Below are 25,382 nucleotides of genomic sequence, written 5' to 3' on the forward strand. Positions count from 1 at the left end.
GCCCACCCGTACGCTCCATCTGGAGCAGCTTCCAGGCTGCGCGAAAGGACAATGTGACAACGCTGACCAGGCCGCCGGCCGAACCTTCCGACCGGCGCAAACCCGCGGGCGAAATCAAACAGGGGCAATTCAAACGCTGGTTGCTCGACGGAATGCCTGAGACGTCGGGAAAGCGCCAAGGTCCACACGGCAAACCGGACGGGGACCACACACCCCAGGCCTGGTGGAAAGTCATGTGCCTTACGGGCGTCGACTACTTCTCCACCCTCGGCTATCAGCCCGCCATTGCGGCGCTCGCGGCCGGTATCGTTTCGCCGCTGGCCACGATCGTCCTGGTCGCCGTCACCTTGCTCGGTGCCCTGCCGGTCTACCGCCGGGTCGCCGCCGAAAGCGCGCGCGGCGAAGGCTCCATCGCGATGCTCGAGCGGCTCCTCCCCCGCTGGGGCGGGAAACTCTTCGTGCTCGCCTTGCTGGGATTCGCCGCCACGGACTTCATGATCACCATGACCCTCTCCGCCGCCGACGCGAGCGCCCACGCCATCGAAAACCCCTTTGCCCCGGAATGGCTCCACGGCCAGGAAATCACCATCACCCTGGCGCTTATCGCCGGGCTTGGCGTGGTATTCCTCAGGGGATTCAAGGAGGCCATCAACGTCGCCGTCGTGCTGGTGGGCGTCTATCTGGTGCTGAACGCCGTCGTCGTCGCGGTCGGCCTGGCGCACGTGGTGACCGAAGCACATGTGGTGACCGACTGGTGGGCCGCACTGAACCAGCAGCACGGAAACCCGTTGATCATGGTGGGCATCGCCTTCCTGGTCTTCCCGAAACTTGCCCTGGGCCTCTCAGGATTCGAGACCGGCGTCGCGGTCATGCCACAGATCAAGGGCAGCCCCAGCGACACGGAAGAAAATCCCGCGGGACGCATCCGCGGCACCCACAAACTGCTCACGACGGCGGCACTCATCATGAGTGCCTTCCTGGTGGCCTCGAGCTTCATCACGACATTCCTCATTCCGGCCGCTGAATTCCAGCCGGGAGGGAAAGCAGACGGACGAGCCCTCGCATTCCTTGCGCACCAATTCCTGGGCGACGGCTTCGGCACGGTCTATGACATCAGCACCATCGCCATCCTGTGGTTCGCCGGCGCCTCCGCCATGGCGGGCTTGCTGAACCTCGTGCCGCGCTATTTGCCGCGCTTCGGCATGGCCCCGGCGTGGACTAAAGCCGTCCGCCCACTGGTCCTGGTCTTCACCGCCGTTGGCTTCATCATCACGTTGGTCTTCGAGGCGAACGTGGAAGCCCAAGGCGGCGCATACGCCACCGGCGTCTTGGTCCTCATGACCTCGGCGTCGATCGCCGTGACCCTGTCCGCACGCCGGAAGAAGCAGAAGGGCAAGACCGTCGCTTTCGGTGGGGTGGCGGTCGTCTTCGCCTACACCACTGTGGCCAACGTGGTGGAACGCCCGGACGGCATCAGGATCGCGGCCCTTTTCATCCTGGGCATTGTCCTGGTGAGCTTCGCGTCGCGCGTACGCCGCTCCTTCGAACTGCGGGCTACGCACATCAAAATGGACCAGATGGCACTTGAGTTCACGGCCTCGAACGAGGAAGGCCCCATCCGGATCATCGCGCACGAGCCCAAACGGCTGAGTGCCGACCGGTACCAGTTGAAGCTGCAGCATGCCCAGCAAGCCAACCACTTGCCGGTAGAAAGCGACGCGATCTTCATCGAGATCATCGTGGATGACAGCTCCGATTTCGAGCAGGAACTCCTTGTGGAAGGCAAGGTCCGGCACGGCTTCAAGATCCTGGAGATCCACAGCAACAACGTGCCCAACACGCTCGCCGCGGTGCTCCTCCACATCCGCGACGTCACGGGGCTCATGCCGCATATCTATTTCCGCTGGACCGAGGGCAACCCCATCGCCAACTTGAGCAAGTTCCTCTTCTTCGGCGAGGGCGAGATCGCACCGGTAACGCGCGAAGTCCTCCGTGAAGCCGAACCGGACATCACGCGCAGGCCGTGGGTGCACGTGGGCTGAACATGGCAGTGTTGGTGCCGCTCCCCGCGGAGCGGCACCAACACAGTCTTTTCTAACTAATCGCGGAGGCCCCGCGCTCCCCTGTCCGGACGCGTACCGCCTGGGAAACTTCGATGGTCCAGATCTTGCCGTCCCCGAATTGGCCGGTACTGGCGCCGGAGATGATGGCGTCCACTATTCCGTCCACCAGCTCGTCCGTGGCCAGGACCTCCACCCGGATTTTGGGAAGCAGATCGGAGTTGTACTCCGCACCCCGGTACACCTCGACGTGGCCCCGTTGTTGGCCATACCCGTTCGCCTGGCTCACGGTCATCCCGTTGACTCCAAAACGTTCCAGGGCTTCCCGGACCTCGTCGATCCGCTCCGGCCTTACGATGGCCGTGACCAGTTTCACGTCGACGCCTTGCTGCGCATCCGATCTGTTTTCCCGTTAGAGCTAGCTTCTGGTTCACCGCTGGAACCCGACGGAGTCTTGCCGTTCTGTGGTTCTCCAGGATTGAAGGACCCGCCAACCATGGCCAGCTCGTAGGCGGTTTCCGCGTGCTCAGTGATGTCGATGCCCGCCAGTTCTTCGTGCTCCTTGACGCGCATACCCACTGTCTTGTGGATGGCCAGCCCGATGAGCGTGGTCATGATCGCCGTCCACGCGGTGACCACCAGGGCCGTCAATATTTGGGGCCAGAATTGGCTCAGGCCGCCGCCGTAGAAAAGTCCGCCTTCGGTCTTTGCCGAGGGTACGGCGAAGAATCCGAGGGACAGGGTTCCCCACAGGCCGCCGACAAAGTGGACGGCAACAACGTCCAAGGAGTCGTCCAGGCCGATCTTGAATTTCAGCCCGATGGCCAGTGCGCAGACGGCACCCGCGAGGACACCGATGACGATCGCGCCAATCGGATCCACGAATCCACACGCCGGGGTGACTGCCACCAAGCCCGCGACGGCGCCGGATGCGGCACCAAGGGACGTCGCGTGGCCGTCGCGGAGCCTTTCGACAAGCAGCCAGCCGAGGAGCGCTGCGCTCGTGGCCAGGAGGGTATTTGTCCAGGCAAGTGCGGCGATTCCATCAGCGGCCAGTTCCGAACCGGCGTTGAAGCCGAACCACCCGAACCACAGCAGGCCCGCCCCGAGCATCACGAAGGGGAGGTTGTGCGGCCGGATGTTGGGGTCTTTCATGAATCCGAGCCGTTTGCCGAGCACTACGGCGAGCATCAGCCCGGCCATGCCCGCGTTCATGTGGACGACGGTGCCACCGGCGAAGTCGAGGGCTGAGATCTTGCTGCCGATGATCCCGGTGGATCCGAAGAGGCCGCCACCCCAGACCCAGTGGGCAATGGGCGCGTAGACGATGGTGACCCAAAGGCCGGCAAACAGCAGCCATGGACCAAACCTGACACGTTCGGCTACCGCGCCACTGATCAGTGCGACCGTGATGATGGCGAAAGTGGCTTGGAATCCTATGAAGACCATGTCCGGCAACCCCGGGGCTTTCCCGCCGATGACGCTGGCCAGTCCGCTGAGTCCGAAGTTCGCGAAGGGGTCTCCGATGAAGCCGCCCAGGGTATCCGGGCCGAACGCGAGTCCGTAGCCCCACAGGGCCCAGACCACCGCGACCACGCCCATGGCGCCAAAGCTCATCATCATGATGTTGAGGACGGATTTCATCCTGACAAGGCCGCCGTAGAAGAACGCCAAACCTGGCGTCATAAGAAGGACGAGGGCGGAAGCTGCAAGCATCCAGGCTGTCGCGCCGGGATCAAGGGTCTGTGGGTTCACATCGAGCCCTACGCTGAAGAATACTGGGTTCATTTCGGGAGCCTTCCTGCATAAATGGCGCTCCATGGCGCCCGCACGGCGAGACCATTTTTAAAACGAACAGGTCCTGGTACCGCACGCGATACCGACCTTGACGAGTTGCCTTGACTCGAAGGTACAGCCGCGCTGTTTCAGCATTCGGCACGGATCATTTCAGGCACGTAACACCGCAGGCCCCAGCGTTAAATCCAGAAGTCAGTCATGTTTCAGGCGTGTTACGCCGCGTTTCGACCTTGCACGCCGGGCGTGCAGCGCACCAGCGTCAGCGGCTGGCTGCCGGCACCAGGATCCAGAGCACCTCAACGGGCTCGTCCGTCGGGTTGACCCAGGTGTGGGGTTCGCGTCCCGGGAAGGACAGCGTGTCTCCCTCTTCGAGCTCGTACTCCTCGTTGGTAAGGATCAATTTGATGCGGCCCTTGACGACGTGCAGGACATCGACGTCGCAATCGACGGCGTAAAGCTCGGCTTCTCCCCGGCCGCGGGGCTCGATGGAGGCCTGCAGGATCTGTAGCCGCCGTTCCGATCGGGCGGTCAGGAGCCGCTCAACGATTCCCTGGCCGCCGAGCGAAATCCGCGGCCCATCGTCGCGCCGGGTCAGATGGGTCTCCGGTGCGGCGAAAAGGTCCCCGATGGACACCGAAAGAACTTGGCAAAGCGTCACAAGGGAAGCGACCGACGGCGATGTCAGATCACGCTCCACACGGCTCAGGAACCCTTTGGTCAGGCCGGTGGCGTCGGCAACCTGCTCGATGGTGAGGCGCTGCGATTGGCGGGCGGCACGGATTCTGGAACCGATGGCAACGGGGACGTTGCTCGGTTCAACGGGGAGAGCCTTCATTCACGAACCTTTCAGGCCGTTTATGCGGCCCTGTCATTGCAGCAATAGTAGCCGGATCGCCCGCGTGGCAGCGCCTTTGGCTAGCTGGAGGGCCGCCGATGAGTCCGCTCCGCAAGACAGCGTCTTGACTGTTACTCGCATCACTACGTATCCTCATAGGCAACAAGTGTTGTTTGTGAGGCATACATCACAGACTACTCTCCCCAATCACCAGCGCAGAGACCTTCCGCAACCCCGCACGAAACCCAGCGGACCGGCGTCGGAATCCCCCAGAGCTCTGCGCATCACTTTCAGGAGCCAACCGTGGACTCTTCGTTCATCAATATTGCGATCGTGGTGGTGTATTTGCTCGCCATGCTGGCCTTCGGCTGGTGGGGCAAGTCGCGCACCAAGAACAACAGCGACTTCCTGGTGGCAGGGCGCCGCCTTGGTCCGATGCTCTACACCGGCACCATGGCCGCCGTCGTCCTCGGCGGTGCATCGACGGTTGGCGGCGTCGGCCTCGGCTACAAGTTCGGCATCTCCGGAATGTGGCTGGTAGTCGCGATCGGTTCGGGCGTCCTCCTCCTGAGCCTGCTTTTCGCCGGCACCATCCAGAGACTGAAGATCTACACGGTCTCCCAGATGCTGAGCCTGCGTTACGGCCAGCGCGCCACGCAGACCTCCGGCATCGTCATGCTCGCCTATACCCTCATGCTGTGTGCCACGTCCACCGGCGCCTACGCCACCATCTTCGTTGTCCTCTTCGGCTGGGAGCGCTGGCTCGCCATCGCCGTCGGCGGCGCCATCGTCCTGGTCTACTCCACGATCGGCGGCATGTGGTCCATCACCCTCGCCGACCAGGTGCAGTTCATCATCAAGACAGTGGGCATCTTCTTCCTCATGCTCCCGTTCGTCCTCAACGCCGCCGGCGGCTTCGACGGCATCCGTGCCCGCGTTGACGCCAGCTTCTTCCAGTTGGACGGCATCGGAGCGCAGACCATCATCACGTACTTCGTGGTCTACACCCTGGGCCTGCTGATCGGCCAGGACATTTGGCAGCGCGTCTTTACCGCCAAGACCCCCAAGGTGGCCCGTTGGGGCGGCGCCACTGCCGGCATCTACTGCGTCCTGTACGGCGTCGCCGGGGCTTTGATCGGCCTGGCCGCCCGCGTTGCCCTGCCCAACATCGACGTGAAGGCCCTTGGCAAGGACGTTGTCTACGCCGAGGTTGCCACCCACATCCTGCCGATCGGGATCGGCGGCCTTGTCATGGCCGCAGCAGTCGCGGCCATGATGTCCACCGCTTCCGGAGCCCTCATCGCCGCAGCCACCGTTGCCCGCGCCGACGTGGTCCCGTTCGTGGCCAGCTGGTTCGGCAAGACGATCAACACCGACGACACCGAAAACCCGGAGCACGACGTCAAGGCCAACCGCTACTGGGTCCTAGGACTGGGCATCGTGGCCGTGCTGATCTCCATGGCGGCGCAAGACGTCGTGGTGGCCCTGACCATCGCCTACGACATCCTGGTGGGTGGCCTGCTGGTTGCCATCCTGGGCGGCTTGGTCTGGAAGCGCGGCACCGGTATTGCCGCAGCCTGGTCGATGGCCGTCGGGTCCATACTGACCCTGGCTTTGTTGATCGCTTACGCCACGGGAATCATCCCCAGCGAAGACGGCGTCTACGCCAACGATCCCATCTACTGGGGCCTCGGAGCCTCGCTGCTGGTGTATGTTGTAGTCTCCCTGCTGACGCCGCCCACCTCGCCCGAGGTCCGGGAAGCCTGGGACCGTCGCGTTGCCGGAGCGGTCACCGAGGAACTCCCCTTGGAGGTCCACCCGGTGGCCAGCCACTGAGCTTCACCAAGTTAAGTACGACGGCGGCGCCGCACCTTCTCCTCGAGGGTGCGGCGCCGCATGTACAGTAGGAACAGCTTCAAGAGATGTGGCGCCAAGCTCCGACTTGCCACACGCCAACCCCATGTTCGCGGGTGGTTCGGATGAAGAAGCGGCCCGGCTCGGACCAGAGACAACCGAACGGGCAAGAGCAACTCCCCAGGAGAAGGCCATGCCTTTCGAAAACGGCGCCAATCCCACAGCCGACCGCACCACCCAGTCCGGCACCCTCTTGTTGCCCCGCTCCCGGCGGGTGGACGAGTTCGTCCGGGTGATTCCCGGCGTCGACCTCTCCCAAGGCTCCATCACGTTAGTGGTGGACGGAAACCTGGAACGCTATTGGCATCATGAGCCTCGGCTCATCACCGAAGCGCTCTCCAAAGCCGTCCAGCCCGCCCGCTGGTTCCCCGCGACACGGAAACTCACCCTTACGGTGGCGGCAACCGGGCACCGGGCAGGCGTGCAGAGGCACTTCATCCTGAGCGCGTTTTAACTAGGAGGGTTCGGCAAGCCGGGTTCAGCGGGCCGGGGCTATTCGATCTCTTCAGCCTCACGGTGTTCCTCGGCGTCGAGCGGAACCACCCGTTCGTCATCGTCAAGAACCTCGGGCTGGTCTTCCCAGTCTTCCTCCACCGCCAGGTCCTCGCTGTAGTCATAGGCGGGATCGGCCTCGACCGTGGGACGGTCGGGGTGGCGGGCGTGGGTCTCGGTGCTGTCCATGGTGCAACCTCCGTTCGACGTGCCGCTGAGCCCATCGCACAGGCAAATCAGGCAGCCGGTCCAACGCTACCCCGCCAATTCGTGGACCCTGTCCATCCATCCCAGCACTGCCCCCTGCTGTGGTCAAGGCCTGCCGGGAGCCTCCCGTTTTTGAGGCGCGCCGAAAACGTCCGGTGAGGATTACCGGCCGAAAAACCACGGAAATTGGCGATAAAGTGGAGCTGCAATGAGGCGATGAAGCCCGCCCCAGCAACCCAGGAGTCCCGGTGCAACCGCACACAAAACCCTCGCATTCAGACAATCCCTCGGACTCAAGCAGTCCATCGCAAGACGGAGCAGGCACCAAGACTCCCCCGTCGTCGTCGGACATCAAGCGCTGGCGGCAGTACTTGGCGGACGAGCGGGCCGAGGCCGCCGTGTACCGCCAACTGGCGCAGCGCCGCGACGGCGAGGAACGCGCAATCCTTTTGGCCCTCGCAGAGGCCGAGGGCCGCCATGAGGCACACTGGCTCAAGCTCCTCGGCGAACATGCCGGCATGCCGAAGGCGGCCTCGGTCCGGAGCCAAATGCTCGGCTTCCTGGCCCGGAACTTTGGATCTGTGTTCGTGTTGGCCCTCGCCCAACGGGCTGAAGGCCGCTCGCCTTACGCGAAGGATCCAGCAGCGACCCGCGCCATGGCGGCCGACGAACAGATCCACGAAGAAGTAGTCCGCGGCCTGGCGACGCGCGGCCGCAACAGGTTGTCCGGCACCTTCCGCGCGGCCGTATTCGGCGCCAACGATGGCCTGGTCAGCAACCTTTCCCTCGTGATGGGCATGGCTGCCACCGGCGTTCCCGCCACCGTGGTCCTGTTCAGCGGCATCGCCGGCCTGCTGGCGGGCGCCCTCTCCATGGGTGCCGGCGAGTATGTCTCGGTCCGCTCGCAGCTCGAGCTCCTCAAGGCCACGCGCCCCACCCAGGCCACGCTGACCGCAGCACCAGCCCTGGACATCGAGCACAACGAGCTGGTCCTCGTGTATTTGGCCCGGGGCATGTCCCACGAAGCCGCCGAACACCGGGCCGCGGAGCGCATGGGCCTCTACACCTGCGATTGCGATCCCAGCCTCTCGCTCCACCCCGAAGTGGAAGAAACCGTCAATGAGCACGAGGCCGTGGGCTCCGCCTGGGGAGCCGCGATCTCAAGCTTCTGCTTCTTCGCTTCGGGAGCCATCGTGCCCATCCTGCCGTTCATCTTCGGCATGACCGGCTTCGCGGCGCTTGCTGTGGCGGGTACGCTGGTGGGCATCGCGCTTCTGTCGACTGGCGCCGTCGTCGGCTTGTTGTCCGGAACCTCGCCGCTGACCCGCGGCCTCCGGCAACTCGCCATCGGGCTCGGTGCGGCCGCGGCCACGTATGGGCTGGGACTCGTCTTCGGCGCTGTCATCGGTTAGTAGCGCCGGCGCAACGGAGCGCCGGTGCAGGGACTTGGGGGAAGACTTGCATTCAAACTACGGGTACGACGGCGGCCCGCCGCCCAAGCGCGCCAGTACCGTTCTGGCCCTGTTCCGAAACTTGATGGTGGTGGCGGCCGTCGCTGCCGTAGCCGCGCTTGTCAGTGGATTCCTCCGGGGCGGCCCCGGCATCACCGGATTGCTTCCGAACCTGGCTCCTTCCGCCCATGCCACGGCAAGCAGCCCAGGGCAGGACGCGGCTTCCGGGCAAGGGCCACAAAAGGCGGCCCGTGCGCCGGATACCCCGCCGCCTGGCCTGGAAGAAGCCGGGCACCCGCTCGGCTCCCCCGCCAAGCCTGCCGTGGCCAGCAACTCCTACAAGTTCCTGGCCACCAACGCCGACGGCACGCCGGTGGGCTACTCTCCGTGCCGGCCATTGCATTACGTGGTCAACGCCGCCCTCGCCCCGGCCGGATCCGAAGGGCTCATCGCCGACGCCATCGCCAAGATCGCCGACGCCACAGGCCTCAAATTCGTTGACGACGGCGCCACCACGGAAAACCCCTCCGAGAAGCGCAAGCCATACCAGCCTGCGCTCTACGGAGATCGTTGGGCACCCCTCCTGATTTCCTGGACCACTCCCGAAGCGGCTCCGGCGTTGACCGGATCCGTCATCGGCACCGGCGGCAGCACCATGTACAGCTTCGGCACCGGACCCAAGAGCTACGTTTCGGGAAGCCTGGACCTGGACGCCCCGCAAATCACGGAGCTGCTGGGCGTCTCCGGCGGCGCGCATTACGTCTCGGCCGTGATTCAACACGAACTTGGCCACGTGGTGGGCCTTGACCACGTAGAAGATCCAATCCAGCTCATGTACCCGGAGATCGGCGCCCCGGATGGCTTGGCGGACGGAGACCTGAACGGACTCTTCAAACTCCACACCGCCCTGTGCCGGAGCGATCTCTAGCCCCAGCCCACCTGTAGCTTCGCCCAGCCCAACTGGCTCGCAGTAGATGTCGTTTTGAGCCGTGATAACGACAACAACTGCGAGTCAGTTGGGCGGGGACGGGTTGAGCTACGTGGGCATCGTTTCCAGCAGCCGGGCCGGCTTGAAACTGGCTCCTGCGCCTGGGTAGGACGGGACCTCGATCCGGGCGTGGCTGTGGATCTCGTTGACGGTGGCCTTGGTGTGTTCGGCGATCCGTTCCAAGGTGGTCACCCACATTCCATCCATGGCCTTGACGCGTTCGATCAGCTGCTCCAAGGCGACGGCCTTGGATGGCCGGCCGGAGATGAACGGGTGGTTGGTCAACACGAAGCTACTGCCTTGGGCGTGATGGGCCTCGGCTTCCAAGGTCCACATCTCCAAGACCTTGGCAGGACTCTCGATGACGCCGCTTCCTGTCACTCCGGGGTAGAACGCATATTGTTCCCAATCGTCCAGGGCCCAATCGACCGGGATCTCCACAATGTCCCGTGAATCAATGTCCCGTGAATCACCCGAGGCGACCGCCATGCGGTAGGGGGCATCGCCGTCGAGCAGGCTTGAATCGTAGAGGAAGCCCCGGTCCGCGAGCAGTGCCGGCGAATGCCAGTTCAGCTCCCACCACGGTGCCCTGTAGCCGACCGGCCTGACCCCGGCTACCTTCGCGAGGGCTTCGAGCCCGCGATCCAGGTAGCTGGCCTCGGTGGCGGCATCGATTCCCTGCATTGGTTCGTGCAGGTAGCCGTGGTGGGCGACTTCATGGCCGCCGTCGACGATCCGCCGCACCACGTCCGGGTAGCTTTCCGCCGTGAACCCCGGGATGAAGAAGGTCCCCTGGACCTCTTGGCGCTCGAGGATCTTCAGGAGCCGCGGAACGGCGACCCGGGGGCCGTAGGACTGGTGGCTCATGAGGGACATGCGCCTGGTGCTCGTGGGATCGTGCGCGATGGTGCAGGATTCGGCGTCGATGTCGAACGTGAACGATGCCGTGGCCTTGAAATTATCCGGCCACGTGATCGGGTGTGCCTCGTCAGGAAAAGCGTTGGTGGTCATCGGCGTTCCTCTCAGTCGTTGACCAGATTGGCGACGGCGTCTTCCGCAACGGGCTGCGCCGACCCATCGGCGGAAGGCACTGCGACGGCGGACGGCACTGCGACCGCGGAAGGCAGGGGAAGGTATCGGGCATGAACCCGAGGGCCCAGTGCGCCGTAAACTGCCGCTGCGACAAGTCCGCCGGCCAGCCAGGACAAGTCGATCCCGCCCATCGCCGTGGCGATGGGGCCCTGCATGATCGGCAGGACGCCATACATGAACAGCCACGTGGCAAAGATGCCCAGCAAGAGCGCGGTGATCCCGGCCCAGTTGAATGCCGGGAGCCGACGGGTGCCCACGGGGTCGAAGAGTCGGTCCACTGCCACGGGGTTACGCTTGTCCACCCAGAAGTAGTGCACCAGCATGATGCCGCCCCACGCGGCTACCCACGCCACGAGCCCGCCGAGCCAAGTGCTCAGGGTTGAGGCGAAGTCCGACTGCAGGATGAAGAACACGACGCCGACCAGGGCCAGGATCCCGACGAAGAGGTTCAAGGAACGGCGCTTTGCCTTGATGTCCAATGCCTGGGCAGCGACCGAGAAGGTGTAGATGTTCAGGATGTTCGTCGCGATGGGACCGTGCAGGACCAGGAAGAGCACGGGGATCGCCAGGACGCCGAAGTTGTCGACGATGAGGTGGCCAGGGTCGGCCGTGCCGCTCTTCGTTGCCAGGCTGGCGCCGAGGATGCCGAGCCAGACCACCGGGAGGAACTGGCCGAAAACCGAGGCGAGGTAAACCTTATGTTTGGGGACGGACTTGCTGACGAAGCGCGAATAGTCCGCCGCGTAGGTGAACCAGGTGATCCCCCAGCCGATCCCGATGACCGTCATCACGGTAGTCATGGCTGCGATTCGTGCGCCGCCTTCAAGGACAGCACCGGGAGGGCCCGCGTAGCCCCAATCGATGTTCATACCGAACCAAGCTACGGCGGACATGGCGATCAGCACCACGATGGTGGGCGGGACGGTCCACTTTTCAAAAGCCGCGATGGCCTTGTAGCCGAACCAGGCGATGGTGACCTGGGCGGACATGATCAGTAAGGCCACCAGGATCTTGGGGCCAACGTTGGGCTGCTCCGGGTCGACCATGCCGAGCTTGCCGAGGAGTGCCATCACCAGGTCCAGGATGATCCAGGTGTTGACGGCGCACCAACCGATTCCGAGGAGTGCCTGGATGGCGCTCGGGAGATAGTTGCCGCGGCGGCCGAAGACGGCCCGGGCCAGGACCATGCCGGTGGCACCGGTCCGCTGCCCCAGGAGGACAAACAGGCCAAAGAGTGCCATACCGATCAGGTTTCCCACCACCAGGACGGTGACGGTATCGGCAAAGCCCAGCCCAAGTTGGACGCCGAGGGCCCCGAGGACCCAGTTGATGGGGGCAAGGTTTGCGCCTGCCCAGATCCAGAATTGGCCCGCTACGCTGCGGGTACGCGCTGATTCGGGAATGGACTGCAGGTTCTGTTCGACGTCGGTCTGCGCCGTTGCAGCCCCAGGCGTCGCAGTGGATAAGTTCTCGTGCATTGGGGGATCCTCCGTGTAGGAAAGGGACTACTTCAATGTATGTGCCCCAGATCACAGCAACAAGATACGATCTGTATGATAGATCCCAGAAATTAGTTACGGAGTGTCATGCCCCTGCACCTTGCCGACGCTTTCGAACACGAGAGCCTGAAAGCCGCTGAACCAGTCCTGCGGACCGATGTGCCCGAAGCCATGTCACGGCAGCTCCGCTGGGTCCACTCAAGCGAAGTGCTGGACATCGCTCCGCTGCTGCGGGGCGCAGAGCTTCTTCTAAGCGGCGGGCAGGCCCTCGCCACTGCTTCAGATGAGCGGCGCGTGGACTATGTCCGCCAACTCGCGGCCCGCGGAATCACCGCTTTGGCCATCGAGACTGGTCCCGAGCTGCCCGCAATACCGAAGTCCATGCTCGACGCCGGCCAGGAGGCCGGGTTGCCCATCATCGAGTTGTGCAAAGTGGCACCCTTCGTCGGCATCATGCAAGCCATTAACTCGCTGCTGGTCAGCGAATCGGTCGCGCAATTGCAGTTCGGCGACGAAACGAGCCATGCGATGGCGGCGGAACTCGCGCACGGAGGCGGATTGGATCAGCTTCTCGTCGTGCTGGCCAGCCGGACGGGTGCCGGCGCGAGGCTCGTCTCGCCGTCGGGCATCACTTTGGGAAGCGCGACGGCCGCTGCCCAGCCCGGTCCCAGCAATGTCACCACTGTCGATGTGCCTGTCCGCGGCGTGCTGGCGGCCCGTCTGCAGTTGGAAGTGCCCGACGACGGCGACGCCAGCCTTGCGCGGGTGGCCGGCGAGCGGTGCGTCGATATCCTCGGCTTGGCGTTGCTGCAACGCATGCCACCCGGGCTCAAGGAACTTGCCGGAATCGAGCTCATGCGGGCCATCAGTTCGGGCACCCAGCCATGGAGACTCCAGCAATTGGGGCCCGCCTCAGGGTTTCCCGCCAGCGGTCCGGTAGCCGCCGTCGTAGTACGTTCCTCAGCGACGGGACAGCTCCGGACAGAGCTCGACGGCATCCTGCGTGACGCAGTTCCACAAAGTGCAAGCTATGCGGACAACGCCGAATTGATCGCCTTGGCTGCGCTCCCCCACGCCACGGCAGTCGCCTCTCGCATCGCGCTCATCCAAGCGCTTGAGGCCTTGGAGGTCCCCGACGGATCGGTCCTAGTCGTGGGTCCACTGGCGCAGGGAATCGGCGAGGCGCCATGGTCTCTGGCGGAGGCACGTCTGACGCTCGAACTCGTCTCAGACGCAGGAACCGGTTCAGGCGTGGTTGATGCCGAGGACTTCGCCGTCGAGCGCCTCGCGGCAGGAAGCCTCGACGCGGCCGCCCGGGAGGGATTCGTGCGGCGGCAGCTCGGCGCCGTCGTCGAGCATGACGAGCAGCGGCGCTCGGAGCTCATGCGGACGTTGGCAGTGTGGCTGGATACCGGATGCAATACGGCACAAGCGGCACGGGAACTGCACCTGGAAAGGCAGTCGATGCATCATCGGCTCCAGCGGATTTTCGAGCTGTGCGGCGGGGATCCACGGGGATCGGGCCGGCTGGCAGCGTTTCACCTGGCAGCCCGCTTGGCGCGGCTCTAGTCTCCGCGCCCCCATCACGTCCTGTTCCACCGGATCCCGGGGTGGTTCACTGGAAAGTACGACGGCGGCCGGGTCGCCTATCGCCGCAACGGGAGGTACTCGAATGCGCAAGATCATCCTGATGATGTCGGTCTCTTTGGATGGATTCTTCGAGACAATCGACCGGGACATCAGCTGGGGCCTCGTCGATGACGAACTCCTCGGATTCTTGAACGGGCAGTTCCGAGGGATGGGGGCCTTCATGTTCGGGCGCATTACTTACGATGTGATGGCCGATTTCTGGAACACAGCCGCGCCGGATCCGGACATCTCGGCGCCCATGTTCGAGTTCGCCGGGATCTGGCGCGAGATGCCCAAGTTCGTGTTTTCGCGGACCCGCACACAGGCAGGCTCGAACACCACGGTGATTCACGACGTCGTGCCTGAACACATCGCGGAACTGAAGGCGCAGCCCGGCGGCGACATCGTCCTGAGCGGCGCCAATGTGGCTTCCGCGCTAATGCGGCACGGCTTGATCGACGAATTCCGGATTCGCGTAAATCCCATAGTCCTCGGGCAGGGCCGGCCGCTGTTCGAGGACCCCGGGGTACGGATGGACCTCAGGCTCGAGGGAACGCGGACCTTCGGCAACGGCGTGGTTTTGCTTCACTACTCGCGAAAGAGCGCTTGAACGGCCCACCGTTTGGTGGGCCGTTCAGGCCCAATTTAAGCCGTTCGAGCCCTACTTGAGCACTACTGTCCTGCTGCCTTGCAGGATCACGCGCCCTTCGCAATGCCACCGGACAGCGTTGCTGAGTGCTTTACACTCGGTGTCGCGCCCGGCCGCGACTAGGTCGTCCGGACCGAAGGTGTGGTCCACTTCCACCACTTGCTGGGCAATGATCGGACCCTCGTCCAACTCGCCGTTGACGTAGTGCGCGGTGGCACCCACGGTCTTGACGCCTCGCGCGTAGGCCTGGTGGTACGGCTTGGCACCTTTGAAGCTGGGGAGGAACGAGTGATGGATGTTGATTGCCCGGCCATCGAGCTTGCGGGCAAGATCGTCGCTGAGGACCTGCATATAGCGGGCCAAGACCACCAATTCGACGTCCAGGCGATCGATGAGATCGAGGAGTTGTCCTTCAGCCGCCACCTTGGTGTCCGGCGTGACGGGCACGTGGAAGAACGGAATGCCGTGCCATTCGACGGTTCGCCGGTGGTCCGGGTGGTTGGAGACGACACCGACAATGTCGATGGGCAGTTCCCCTATGCGGGCCCGGAAGAGGAGGTCGTTGAGGCAGTGCTCGAACTTCGAGACCATGATCAGGACCCGCCGCTTTGCACCGTGGCGCTGCAGTTGCCAGCGCATGCCGAACTTTTCGGCAACAGGCGCGAAGGATTCCCGCAACGAGTCGATGGTCGACTGATCCCCATCCGATGCGAAGTGGATCCGCATGAAGAAGTGGCGATCCAGTTGGGAGTCGAATTGCTTGTTGTCGATGATGTCGCAGCCGTGTTCCAGGAGGAAGCCGGAGACGGCGTGCACAATCCCCCGCGTTTCCGGGCAATCGAGCGTCAGGACATGCTCAACGGTGGTCTCGCCACGCGTCGAAGCAACGGTTTCATTCTGTGTGACAGTCATGGCTAGCACTCCACTACGTTGACGGCGAGGCCTCCGCGGGAGGTCTCCTTGTATTTGCTTTTCATGTCCGCTCCTGTCTCTCGCATGGTTTTGATGGCTTTATCAAGGGACACTTTGTGGCTGCCGTCGCCGTGCAATGCAAGGCGGGCGGCGTTGATGGCCTTCACGCTGGCGATGGCGTTGCGTTCGATGCACGGAATCTGTACCAGCCCGCCTACGGGATCGCACGTGAGGCCGAGATTGTGTTCGATACCCACTTCCGCGGCATTCTCCACTTGCTCCGGAGTACCGCCGAGCACTTCGCACAGACCGGCCGCGGCCATCGAACAGGCAGAGCCCACCTCGCCCTGGCAGCCCACTTCGGCACCGGAAATGGAGGCATTGATCTTAAACAGGATCCCGACGGCGGCCGCCGCGAGCAGGAAGCGGACCACGCCGTCGTCGTCGGCTCCCTGCACGAATTTCGTGTAATAGTGCAGCACCGCCGGCACAATGCCGGCCGCACCGTTGGTCGGTGCCGTGACGATGCGGCCGCCCGCGGCGTTTTCCTCGTTCACGGCCAGCGCGAACAGGTTCACCCATTCCATGGCAAGCAGCGGGTCTGCCGAGCTTGAACCCTGCAGACCGGCGTCGGTGGCTGCGAGGGTCTTGAACAACGACGGCGCCCGTCGCCTCACGTTCAAGCCTCCCGGCAGGATTCCTTCCGCAGCGCAGCCGTTGTCCACGCATTCGCGCATGACGGCCCAGATCTGCAGCAGTCGCTCGCGAAGTTCGGCCTCGCTGCGCCACACGAGCTCGTTGGCGAGCATGACACCGGAGATGGACATGTCCTCCCGTGCGCAGATAGCCAGTAGCTCGTCCGCGGTAGTGAAGGGATACGGCAGCACGGTGTCGTCCGCAACGACTTTGTCGCTTCCGGAAGCATCACCGTCCACCACGAAACCGCCGCCGATCGAGTAGTAGCTGCGTTCGCGCAGCACTTCCCCGGTGTGGTCGAGGGCCCGGAAGGTCATGCCGTTGGGATGGGCCGGCAAGGATTTGCGTCGGTGCAGGATCACGTCTTCGTCCCAGTTGAAGTCCACTCGGTGGTGTCCGGCTATCCGCAATTCGGCGTCGAGGGCGGCCGCGGCAACCTGGTCGTCGGCGGTGGACGTGTCCACCGTTTCCGGAGATTGGCCCTGCAGTCCCAGCACCACGGCTTTGTCCGAGCCGTGGCCGCGGCCGGTGGCGCCCAGCGAGCCGAAAAGCTCTGCCTGGACGCGCACCGTTGCCGCGAGTTGCCCGGAGGATTCCAGGCCGTCGGTGAACTGCTTTGCCGCCCGCATCGGGCCGACCGTGTGCGACGACGACGGCCCGATGCCAATGGAAAACAGGTCAAGCACGCTCAGGGCCATCAGGGAACCTCAGGAGAGGCGTATTCCCTCATGCCGTCAAGCAGCCAACGGCCCAGGAAGTCGGCGAACGAAGCCCGTGGGAAGATCCGGAAGCTGTCCTCGCCGGTCTTCAACAGCATCGCCGGGATGTTGCCGATTTCCGTGGCCAGTGCCGTCCCGGTGCGGAAGGCGCGGGGGTGCAAGTCCAGCGAGCAGCCCTTTTCAAGGACGTCCCGGGCACGGACGCCGGACAGCTCGAAGGTGGTGCGGTTGGCGGACAAGTCCACCACTTGGCCGGGGTCGTCGCCCAGGGCCTCCACCAGTGCGCGGACCAGGTCTCCGCCCAGGGAATCGTGGGCCGATTCCGGTGCGACCACCAGGAACTCGTCAGGGCCGAGCCACAAGGTGGTGGCCCTTTCACCACCGCTGACCTCACCGCAGGCGGCCGGCAGGCCACCGGTCACGGACGCGAGGCGGGCTCCGGCGTCGGACGCCCGGTCAACCCGGATCCCCACCATGGTCTGGAACGGGATTTCCTTCAGCGCCACGGTTCCGGACACGGAACCGGACTCGAAGGTCGGTGCCAGGTGCGACGCCGGGCTGCGGCGTGCCGCACGGAGCGTCTCGGGGTTTGCGGGTGTTGCTGTTTCAGCCATCTTTACGGGTCCCTTCAGCGTCGAAAAGTACGGTTTCTCCCACAACGACGTCCAGCAACTGGTCGCCGACGGAGGCCACCAGGGTCTCGCCGATCCGGTTGCGGCCGTTGGTGATCAGTGCGAGGCCGAAGGACCGGCCCAAAGCGGCACTGTGGTAGCTCGAGGTCACGAAGCCCTGCATCGGCACGGGGCCGTAAGCCGGGTTGACCGGGATTCCCTTTTCCACGAGCTGGGTGCCTTCCGGAAGACGGAACGAACCGTCAGCCGGAAGGACGCTGACCAAGTGCTTGCGGTCCGCGCGGACCGCGTCCTCGCGGCTGTAAGAACGCTTGCCGATGAAGTCCTTGGCCTTGGAAACGATCCATTCCATCCCGGCGTCCTGCGGGGTGACCGTGCCGTCCGTGTCCTGCCCGACGATCGGGTAGCCCTTCTCGGCACGCAGCACGTGCATGGTCTCGGTGCCGTACGGAGTGATGTTGAACTCGGCCCCTGCCGCAGCAACGGCTTCCCAGGTGTTGAGCCCGTACCAGGACGGAACATTGATTTCGTAGGCAAGCTCACCGGAGAACGAAATCCGGCAAACCCTTGCCTGGACTCCGGAGGCCAGCGTGGTCTCGCGGAACGTCATGAACGGGAACGCTTCGGCGTCCAGCCCGCCGTCGGCCGCCAACTGCGGGGCAACTTTGGCGATCACGGCGCGGGATTTGGGCCCGACGACGGCAATCGTCGTCCACTGTTCAGTCACCGAGGTGCACACCACGTCCAGTTCCGGCCACTCGGTCTGGTGCCACTCCTCGAGCCAGTCGAGGACTTTGGCGGCGCCGCCGGTGGTGGTGGTCATGAAGTAGCGGCCTTCGTCGAGGCGCAGGGTCACGCCGTCGTCGAAGATCATGCCGTCCGGGGTGCACATGACCCCGTAGCGGGCAGATCCGGGGGCGAGCTTCTTGAACGCGTTGGTGTAGATGCGGTTCAGGAACTCACCGGCATCCTTGCCACGGATCTCGATCTTGCCGAGGGTGGTGGCGTCCATGAAGCCCACCGACTCGCGGACTGCGGCACATTCGCGGAGCACGGCGGCGTCCATGTCCTCGCCCGCTTGCGGGTAGTACCACGGGCGCTTCCACTGGCCGACGTCCTCGAAGAGCGCTCCCTGGGCAACATGCCAGGGGTGGATTGAGGTGACGCGGGCGGGATCGAACAGCTCGCCGCGCTGGCGTCCTGCCAAGGCTGCGAAGGCCACGGGCATGAACGGTGCCCGGTACGTCGTGGTTCCGATGTCACCGATACTCCGGCTGCCTTCGGCGGGTGCTTCGCCAGCCTGCTTGAGGGCTGCGGCGATCACGCCGATGGCATTGACGCCCGAGGTCTTGCCTTGGTCGTTGGCGGTGCTGATGGAGGTGTACCGCTTGATGTGTTCCACCGAGCGCATGCCGGCCCCCGTGGAACGAAGCACATCAGCCACGGACTGGTCGCGCTGGAAGTCGACGAAGTGGTGGTGCCACTCCCCCGCGTTTCCGCTCTGGCCCGGCACCAGCCACAACTGGCGGGTGGGGGCGGAGGCAACGGGCGCCTTCGTCTCGGCGGGCACGGTCCGGGTGGTAAACCCTGCGGCGATCGCGGCAATGGCACCCGCGGATACGCCTTCGCTCAGGCAGTCACCGAGCTCGTAGCTTCCGCGGCCTGCGCCGACAACCTGCTGGTCCCTGACCAGAGAGCTCGGCACGAAACCGGCCAGGTCATCGTCCCAGCGCAGCTTGCCTTGACGCTGGCTGTGGAGGTGGACCACAGGACTCCAGCCACCGGAAACCGCCAGCAGATCGCAAGCGATCCGTTCGACGCCGGAGGTGACTTCGCCGTCGTCGTTGAGGCTGCGGATGGTGACGCCGTCGATCCGGCCGTTCTCCCCCGCGCCGGAGGTATCGGCGACGGCGCTGCCGACGAGGACGCGGATGCCGCTTTCGACCGCGGCTGCCGCTTTGTCGCTGAGCTTCGGGCGGGCGTCGACGACGGCGGCGACCTTGACACCAGCGGCCAGCAGATCCGCGGCCAGCAGGTAGGCGGAATCGTTGGTGGTGCCGATGACTACCCGGCGCCCCGCAGCGACGGCGTAGCGGTTGAGGTAGCTGCGGACCGCCGAGGCCAGCATGATGCCGGGCCGGTCGTTGTTCTCGAAGACGAGCGGACGCTCATGGGCGCCGGGCGCCAGGACCACCTGCTTGGCACGGATGTGCCAAATACGCTGGCGGGAGACGCCGTCCGCGGCCGGGCTGCCGAGGTGATCCGTACGGTTCTGTGCCGCGATCACATAGTTCGCGTCGTAGGAGCCGAACGCCGTAGTGCGGTTGAGGACGGTACATTCGGCGGCGGAAACGAGCTCGGCCTCCACGTCGGCGATCCACTCCAGGGCGGGTTTGCCTTCGATCACTTCGGCGAGTTCCGGTGCGGTGGAACCGGAAAGCAGCGAGCCGCCGAGTTCGGGCTGGTCGTCGATCAGGATGACCCGGGCGCCGGTGCGGACAGCCTCGCGGGCTGCGGCGAGGCCGGAAACGCCGCCTCCAACCACCAGGACGTCGGCGTGGACGTACTTCTTGTCGTACTCGGCACGGTCCTCGTTGGGATCGAGCTTGCCAAGGCCGTTCAGGAACTCGACGCTGAGCCCGTCCACAAGGGACACGGTGGTCGCGGGAAGCATCGACTCTGCGACATGGCCGGGGAAACGCGCTGCTACCTTGACCAGGGCGTTGGATTCTTCCACTCCGGCGGACATGATGCCGCGGGCCCGGTCCTCATAGAGCGAGTTGCCGACGTTGACGCGGCCGTTGGCCAGCAATGCTGACGCAACAGTGTCTCCGGGGTGCCCGGTGTATTCCTGGCCGTCCACGGTGAACCGCCAGGAGATGCTGCGGTCGATGCGGCCGCCGGTGGCGAGGCGGGCGTTCTGCGGGGTCACTTCGTTGCTCCTTCCGGAGTGGTGGCTGCTGAGGTGTTCACATCAGGGCGTTCCATGTCAGGGCGCGGTTCGCCCATCTTGTAGATGGCCTGGATGTCATAGCTGACGGTGTCCCGGAGCATGTTGAACCACTGGCGGCAACCCGTGCTGTGCACCCAGCGTTCGGCGAAGGCGCCTTTCGTGTTGTCGCGGTAGAACAAGTACTCGGCCCACTGGCGGTCCGTCAGCGCGTCCGGGTTTTCGGGATAGGCCACGTGGGCCTGGCCGCCGTAGTGGAATTCTGTTTCGTCTCGTGGCCCGCAATTGGGGCAGCTGATGAGCAGCATGGTTGGTCTCCTAAGGGCTGCGGCTAGTGGGCGACGGCGGCGGCGCCGTGTTCGTCGATCAGGGCACCGGTCTCGAAGCGTTCCAGCGAAAAAGGCTTGTTGAGCTCATGCGGCGTACCCGTGGCGATGGTGTGGGCGAAGGTCAGGCCGGCAGCGGGCGTGCCCTTGAAGCCACCCGTCCCCCAGCCACAGTTGACGAACATGTTCTCGACCGGCGAGAGCCCGACGATCGGCGAGGCATCCATGGTGGTGTCCACGATTCCGCCCCAGGTCCGGAGCACGTGGGCCCGGGCAAAGATCGGGAAGAGTTCGACGGCGGCGGCCATCTGGTGCTCGATCACGTGGAAGGAACCGCGCTGGCCATAGCCGTTGTAGGAGTCCACGCCGGCGCCCATGACCAGTTCGCCCTTGTGGGCCTGGGAAACATAGACGTGTACGTGGTTGGACATGACCACCGTGGGGTGGACGGGCTCATGGAGTTCGGACACCAACGCCTGGAGGGGGTGGGACTGGATCGGGAGGCGGAAGCCGGCCATTTCGGCGAGCACCGAGCTGTGGCCGGCGGCGGCGAGGCCAACCTTTTCGGTATGGATGGTTCCTTGGTTGGTCTTGACGCCCACCACCCGGTTGCCGTCCTTGAGGAAGCCCGTCACTTCGCAGTTCTGGATGATGTCCACGCCGAGTTCGTCGCACTTGCGGGCGAAGGCCCAGGCGACGTGGTCGTGCTTCGCGATGCCTGCGCGGGGCTGGTACGTGGCGCCCATGACCGGGTAGCGGATATTGTCGCTGATGTTCAGGATGGGGCAGAGTTCCTTGACTTGCTGCGGGTCCAGCCATTCGGCGTCGACCCCGTTGAGCTTGTTCGCACCGACGCGGCGGACGCTTTCGCGGACGTCGCCCAAGGTGTGGGCGAGGTTCATGACGCCGCGCTGGCTGAAGAGGAAATCGTATTCGAGCTCCTCGGGCAGGATCTCCCAGAGCTTGAGGGCGTGCTCGTAGATGGCAGCGCTCTCGTCCCAAAGGTAGTTGGAGCGAATGATGGTGGTGTTCCTGGCCATGTTGCCGCCGGCCAGCCAGCCCTTTTCCAGAACGGCGATGTTGGTCATTCCGTGGTTCTTGGCCAGGAAGTACGCGGTGGCCAGGCCGTGGCCGCCACCGCCCACGATCACGGCGTCGTAGGAGGCCTTGGGCTCCGGGTTACGCCACAGGAAATCCGGGTGTTCGGGAAGTTGGTCTGCGCTCACTGGGTTGCTCCAATCATTTCTGCCTCAAGTTCGGTGGCGGCTGCGTCGTTGCCGATGCCGGTCTGGGAAAGATGCGGGTAAAGCGGGAATTGTTCGGCGAGCGCCGTAACCCTCGCACGGAGTTCGACGGCGGCGTGGTCACCCAGGGTTCCGCTGCTTGCTGCGGCGATCAGTGCCGTCGCGATGATGTCCGCGACCTCGGCGAATTCCTTCGCACCGAAGCCGCGGGCGGCGAGTGCCGGGGTGCCGATGCGGAGGCCGGAGGAAACCATCGGCGGCCTGGGGTCGAACGGGACAGCGTTGCGGTTCACGGTGATGCCGATCCGGTGCAACGTGTCCTCGGCCTGCTGGCCGTCCAGTTCCGAGTGGCGCAGGTCAACGAGGACCAAGTGGACGTCGGTGCCTCCGTTGACCACCGAGATTCCTGCCGCGGCCACGTCTTCCTCCAGGAGTCGTTCGGCAAGGAGCTTGGCGCCTTCCAGTACCCGCACCTGGCGTTCCTGGAATTCGGGCTCTGCCGCCATCTTGAACGCCACGGCCTTGGCCGCGATCACGTGCTCCAGCGGGCCGCCTTGCTGGCCGGGGAAGACGGCGCTGTTGATCTTGCGTGCGTATTTCTCTTTCGACAGGATCACCCCGCCGCGCGGACCGCCGAGGGTCTTGTGGGTCGTGGTGGTCACGACGTCGGCATACGGCACGGGGTTGGGGTGCAGTCCTGCTGCGACGAGGCCGGCGAAGTGGGCCATGTCCACCATGAGGTAGGCACCCACGAGGTCCGCGATGCGGCGGAATTCGGCGAAATCCAGGTGGCGCGAGTACGCGGACCAGCCGGCAACGATCAGCTTCGGGCGGTGTTCCAGGGCCAGGGCCTCGACCTCGGCCATGTCCACCCGGAGGTCGGATTCGCTGACATGGTACGGGATGACGTTGTACAGCTTGCCGGAGAAGTTGATGCGCATGCCGTGGGTCAGGTGGCCGCCATGTGCCAGGTCGAGGCCCATGATGGTGTCCCCCGGCTCAAGGAGCGCGAACATGGCCGCGGCGTTGGCCTGGGCGCCGGAGTGCGGCTGGACGTTTGCGGCTTCGGCGCCGAAGAGAGCCTTGACGCGGTCGATGGCCAGTTGCTCAATGACGTCCACATGCTCGCAGCCGCCGTAGTAGCGCTTGCCCGGGTAGCCTTCCGCGTACTTGTTGGTCAGGACCGAGCCCTGTGCCTGCATGACGGCTGCAGGGGCGAAGTTTTCTGAGGCGATCATTTCCAGCGTGGACTGCTGGCGGATGAGTTCCTGGGCGATCGCCTGTTCAACCTCCGGGTCCGCCTGGGCGAGTGGGCGGATCAGCGGTTCAACCATCATGTTCTCCTTTTGAGATACTTATATTTACTGACTAATCAGCAACTGATATATTAGAACTGTTGCAATAGTATGTTGAACATCACACAACCGTCAACAGCCCGGTGGCAACTGATCCGCCAGACTTGGAATTGTGGCAAAGGGAGAGGGCACATGAGCACTGCACTGGAAACACCGGACACAGGCACGCAGGGAACGTCCTTGGCGGAAAACGCCTACCTGCTCCTGCGCGACCGGCTCATCATGCTGGACATCAAACCCGGCGACCCTATCAACGACGGGCAAATAGCCGCGGAGCTCGGCATCGGACGGACACCCGTGCGCGAGGCCATCAAGCGACTCGAAAGCGACCACTTGGTGGTGTCCTATCCCCGCCGCGGAACCTTTGCCACCGGCGTCGACATCACCCAATTGGCGGACGTCTCCGAAATCCGCGAACTGCTTGAGCCCTTGGCGTCACGGCGGGCCGCCCGCATGGCCAGCCCCAAGCTGCGGGACGAACTGCGCGAGGTCGCGGCAACCATCAGCGGCCTGGATGCACACGACGCCGGCCAGCAGGAACTCATGCGCTACGACATCCAGGTGCACCGGCTCATCTACAAGGCCGCGGCCAATCCGCACCTCGAAGACGTACTGATCCGCTACGACAACCTGGCAACACGCATCTGGTGCCACATGCTGGACAAGGTGCCTTCCGTGACGGGCCACGTCGCAGAGCACGCTGAGTTGCTCGATGCGATCGCCGACGGCGATGAGGACCGGGCGGCCGCGCTCGCCCTGCACCACGTGGTGAGTTTCGAAGAAACGATCCGCATGGTGCTCTAGGTCCGGCAGGTACGGGGCTCCTACCCGTTTCTCTTCCGGTGTTTGGGCCACTTCACGTTCAGCAGGAGCAATCCGAGCAAGAGCCCGTCAACTGTCATTACTCCCGCCATGAAGTAAGCCCAACCGATGATCATGGCTCGCTCACCACCGTTCGGCGGCACGAAGTGCGGGGGTGCATCAGAACACGCATAACAATCTCCTGACCCGGATCCCCCCAGTCACTCGATAGTCCACCAAGTGTGGCACGACGGCGCCCAAGAAGGAACGGCCTTCCGCGGTCGACGGCGGGCCGCACCAAAGAAATTAACAACGACGGCGACACGTCCTTTTCGGGGCGTGTCGCCGTCGTGCGCGCCGAAGAGCGTTGAACAGCGGGAGCTACACTTTCGAGACCTCGCCACTGTGGGGGCCAATGGTTCCTGTCTGCAGGCTCAGGAGCGTCAAGAGGATGACCATTCCGAGCAGCACAACGGCCGTGGCCAAGGTGAGGGTGCGGTTCCGACTCGGGGCTTCTCTGGCAGCAAGAAAGAGGGCAGATCCCGACAGGACAGCAGAGATGGCTCAGGTTCGAGACAGGCCCCAATGCCAGACACTGTTGTCTCCGGCAACAAAAACATTCCTGCCGGGACGCGTCTGGTTCAAGCGTCGGACGGCGACCAGCGTCTCACCGCTGGCGAGAACGCCGCTGTCATCGCTATCCAGCGTGAAGACACTACCAAACGCATCGTTTCCTTCGAACTTGACGCCGCAAAACCCCGGCTCAACATCTATGCACCGAGCGTCGAAATTCCGGCCGTGGAACATCTGGCCTCAAAGCATCTGCCGCCGACGCGGTTTGCCGTCAAGGAATCCAGGTACTCCAATGCTGAGCTTCAAACTGAAGTGACGCGGATACTGAGCACACAGCAACAAGTCACTGCGACATCCCGGATCACAACCATCGGCCCCAAGTCCGACGGTTCGGGATTGGATATCCAGATTAACGTTCCAGTCATGACTGGACTCTCATTACCGGAAGCTCCGCAAATCCAATCCCGGATCCCCGTTTCCTTGAGCGTTGGCGGTGAGGTAAGCAACGCGGCAACCCGCTACGCAGATACACCCCCCCTACATTTCAGGAGCCTATATGGA

Annotated in this window: 21 protein-coding genes and 1 riboswitch; of the genes, 8 read left to right on the forward strand and 13 right to left on the reverse strand. The window is 64.2% G+C overall.

The window, feature by feature from the left end:
* The first annotated feature begins 53 nt into the window (after positions 1-53).
* Complete coding sequence (locus AB4Z38_RS09720) at positions 54-2,042, forward strand: amino acid transporter (RefSeq protein ID WP_441429511.1); 1,989 nt, start codon at positions 54-56, stop codon at positions 2,040-2,042.
* 52 nt (positions 2,043-2,094) lie between these two features.
* Here AB4Z38_RS09720 and AB4Z38_RS09725 read toward each other — a convergent pair whose 3' ends face one another.
* The 3 genes from AB4Z38_RS09725 to AB4Z38_RS09735 all read right to left on the reverse strand — a co-directional run bounded on the left by AB4Z38_RS09725 (position 2,095) and on the right by AB4Z38_RS09735 (position 4,692).
* Positions 2,095-2,436, reverse strand: coding sequence for a P-II family nitrogen regulator (locus tag AB4Z38_RS09725; protein WP_441429512.1), 342 nt, complete (start codon positions 2,434-2,436; stop codon positions 2,095-2,097).
* Entirely contained in the window at positions 2,433-3,848 is a 1,416-nt protein-coding gene (locus AB4Z38_RS09730) for an ammonium transporter (protein WP_441429513.1), read from the reverse strand. The genes AB4Z38_RS09725 and AB4Z38_RS09730 overlap by 4 nt, the downstream gene beginning before the upstream one ends.
* A 268-nt stretch (positions 3,849-4,116) precedes the next feature.
* Positions 4,117-4,692 (reverse strand): helix-turn-helix domain-containing protein, encoded by a 576-nt coding sequence (locus AB4Z38_RS09735; RefSeq protein ID WP_059388136.1) that lies wholly within the window; start codon positions 4,690-4,692, stop codon positions 4,117-4,119.
* Between the two features lie 303 nt (positions 4,693-4,995).
* Here AB4Z38_RS09735 and AB4Z38_RS09740 point away from each other — a divergent pair, with 303 nt between their 5' ends.
* Positions 4,996-6,528 carry a sodium:solute symporter gene (locus AB4Z38_RS09740; RefSeq protein ID WP_441429514.1) on the forward strand — a complete coding sequence of 511 codons (1,533 nt, stop codon included), beginning with the start codon at positions 4,996-4,998 and terminating at the stop codon, positions 6,526-6,528.
* A 77-nt stretch (positions 6,529-6,605) separates the two neighbouring features.
* Positions 6,606-6,725: riboswitch (SAM riboswitch) on the forward strand.
* A gap of 14 nt (positions 6,726-6,739) precedes the next feature.
* A complete protein-coding gene (locus AB4Z38_RS09745; RefSeq protein WP_441429515.1) occupies positions 6,740-7,060 on the forward strand; it encodes a hypothetical protein in 321 nt (106 codons plus the stop codon).
* Positions 7,061-7,098: 38 nt separating this feature from the next.
* On the opposite strand, the gene AB4Z38_RS09750 is transcribed toward AB4Z38_RS09745, so the two are convergent.
* A complete protein-coding gene (locus AB4Z38_RS09750; protein ID WP_441429516.1) occupies positions 7,099-7,287 on the reverse strand; it encodes a hypothetical protein in 189 nt (62 codons plus the stop codon).
* Between the two features lie 266 nt (positions 7,288-7,553).
* Between AB4Z38_RS09750 and AB4Z38_RS09755 the strand changes: the two genes are divergently transcribed.
* Positions 7,554-8,717: a VIT1/CCC1 transporter family protein gene (locus tag AB4Z38_RS09755; RefSeq protein WP_441429517.1), complete on the forward strand. Its 1,164-nt coding sequence runs from the start codon at positions 7,554-7,556 to the stop codon at positions 8,715-8,717.
* Positions 8,718-8,763: 46 nt separating this feature from the next.
* Complete coding sequence (locus AB4Z38_RS09760; protein ID WP_441429518.1) at positions 8,764-9,684, forward strand: matrixin family metalloprotease; 921 nt, start codon at positions 8,764-8,766, stop codon at positions 9,682-9,684.
* Between the two features lie 108 nt (positions 9,685-9,792).
* On the opposite strand, the gene AB4Z38_RS09765 is transcribed toward AB4Z38_RS09760, so the two are convergent.
* Positions 9,793-10,755, reverse strand: coding sequence for a polysaccharide deacetylase family protein (locus AB4Z38_RS09765; protein WP_441429519.1), 963 nt, complete (start codon positions 10,753-10,755; stop codon positions 9,793-9,795).
* An 11-nt stretch (positions 10,756-10,766) separates the two neighbouring features.
* Positions 10,767-12,314, reverse strand: a complete 1,548-nt coding sequence (locus tag AB4Z38_RS09770) for a purine-cytosine permease family protein (protein ID WP_441429520.1) — start codon at positions 12,312-12,314, stop codon at positions 10,767-10,769.
* Positions 12,315-12,422: 108 nt separating this feature from the next.
* Between AB4Z38_RS09770 and AB4Z38_RS09775 the strand changes: the two genes are divergently transcribed.
* Positions 12,423-13,904 (forward strand): PucR family transcriptional regulator, encoded by a 1,482-nt coding sequence (locus AB4Z38_RS09775; RefSeq protein WP_441429521.1) that lies wholly within the window; start codon positions 12,423-12,425, stop codon positions 13,902-13,904.
* Positions 13,905-14,007: 103 nt separating this feature from the next.
* Positions 14,008-14,574, forward strand: coding sequence for a dihydrofolate reductase family protein (locus AB4Z38_RS09780; protein ID WP_441429522.1), 567 nt, complete (start codon positions 14,008-14,010; stop codon positions 14,572-14,574).
* 51 nt (positions 14,575-14,625) lie between these two features.
* Here AB4Z38_RS09780 and purU read toward each other — a convergent pair whose 3' ends face one another.
* The 7 genes from purU to glyA are packed head-to-tail and all read right to left on the reverse strand — an operon-like array spanning position 14,626 to position 23,426.
* Positions 14,626-15,525, reverse strand: a complete 900-nt coding sequence (purU, locus tag AB4Z38_RS09785) for a formyltetrahydrofolate deformylase (RefSeq protein WP_441429523.1) — start codon at positions 15,523-15,525, stop codon at positions 14,626-14,628.
* 2 nt (positions 15,526-15,527) lie between these two features.
* Positions 15,528-16,919 (reverse strand): L-serine ammonia-lyase, encoded by a 1,392-nt coding sequence (locus AB4Z38_RS09790; RefSeq protein WP_441429524.1) that lies wholly within the window; start codon positions 16,917-16,919, stop codon positions 15,528-15,530.
* Entirely contained in the window at positions 16,919-17,554 is a 636-nt protein-coding gene (locus AB4Z38_RS09795) for a sarcosine oxidase subunit gamma (RefSeq protein WP_441429525.1), read from the reverse strand. The genes AB4Z38_RS09790 and AB4Z38_RS09795 overlap by 1 nt, the downstream gene beginning before the upstream one ends.
* The gene (locus AB4Z38_RS09800) at positions 17,547-20,504 is read right to left on the reverse strand and encodes an FAD-dependent oxidoreductase (RefSeq protein WP_441429526.1); all 2,958 of its coding nucleotides are present in this window, start codon (positions 20,502-20,504) and stop codon (positions 17,547-17,549) included. Before AB4Z38_RS09800 ends, AB4Z38_RS09795 begins: the two co-directional genes overlap by 8 nt.
* On the reverse strand, positions 20,501-20,830 hold the full coding sequence (locus AB4Z38_RS09805; protein WP_441429527.1) for a sarcosine oxidase subunit delta: 330 nt from the start codon (positions 20,828-20,830) through the stop codon (positions 20,501-20,503). The genes AB4Z38_RS09800 and AB4Z38_RS09805 overlap by 4 nt, the downstream gene beginning before the upstream one ends.
* A 23-nt stretch (positions 20,831-20,853) precedes the next feature.
* Positions 20,854-22,074 carry a sarcosine oxidase subunit beta family protein gene (locus AB4Z38_RS09810; protein WP_078106196.1) on the reverse strand — a complete coding sequence of 407 codons (1,221 nt, stop codon included), beginning with the start codon at positions 22,072-22,074 and terminating at the stop codon, positions 20,854-20,856.
* Complete coding sequence (gene glyA / locus AB4Z38_RS09815) at positions 22,071-23,426, reverse strand: serine hydroxymethyltransferase (RefSeq protein WP_441429528.1); 1,356 nt, start codon at positions 23,424-23,426, stop codon at positions 22,071-22,073. Before glyA ends, AB4Z38_RS09810 begins: the two co-directional genes overlap by 4 nt.
* A gap of 153 nt (positions 23,427-23,579) precedes the next feature.
* Here glyA and AB4Z38_RS09820 point away from each other — a divergent pair, with 153 nt between their 5' ends.
* Positions 23,580-24,251: a GntR family transcriptional regulator gene (locus AB4Z38_RS09820; RefSeq protein WP_441429529.1), complete on the forward strand. Its 672-nt coding sequence runs from the start codon at positions 23,580-23,582 to the stop codon at positions 24,249-24,251.
* The last annotated feature ends 1,131 nt before the right edge of the window (positions 24,252-25,382 follow it).

The organism is Arthrobacter sp. 2RAF6 (assembly GCF_052115205.1).
In the GTDB taxonomy this organism is placed as follows: domain Bacteria; phylum Actinomycetota; class Actinomycetes; order Actinomycetales; family Micrococcaceae; genus Arthrobacter.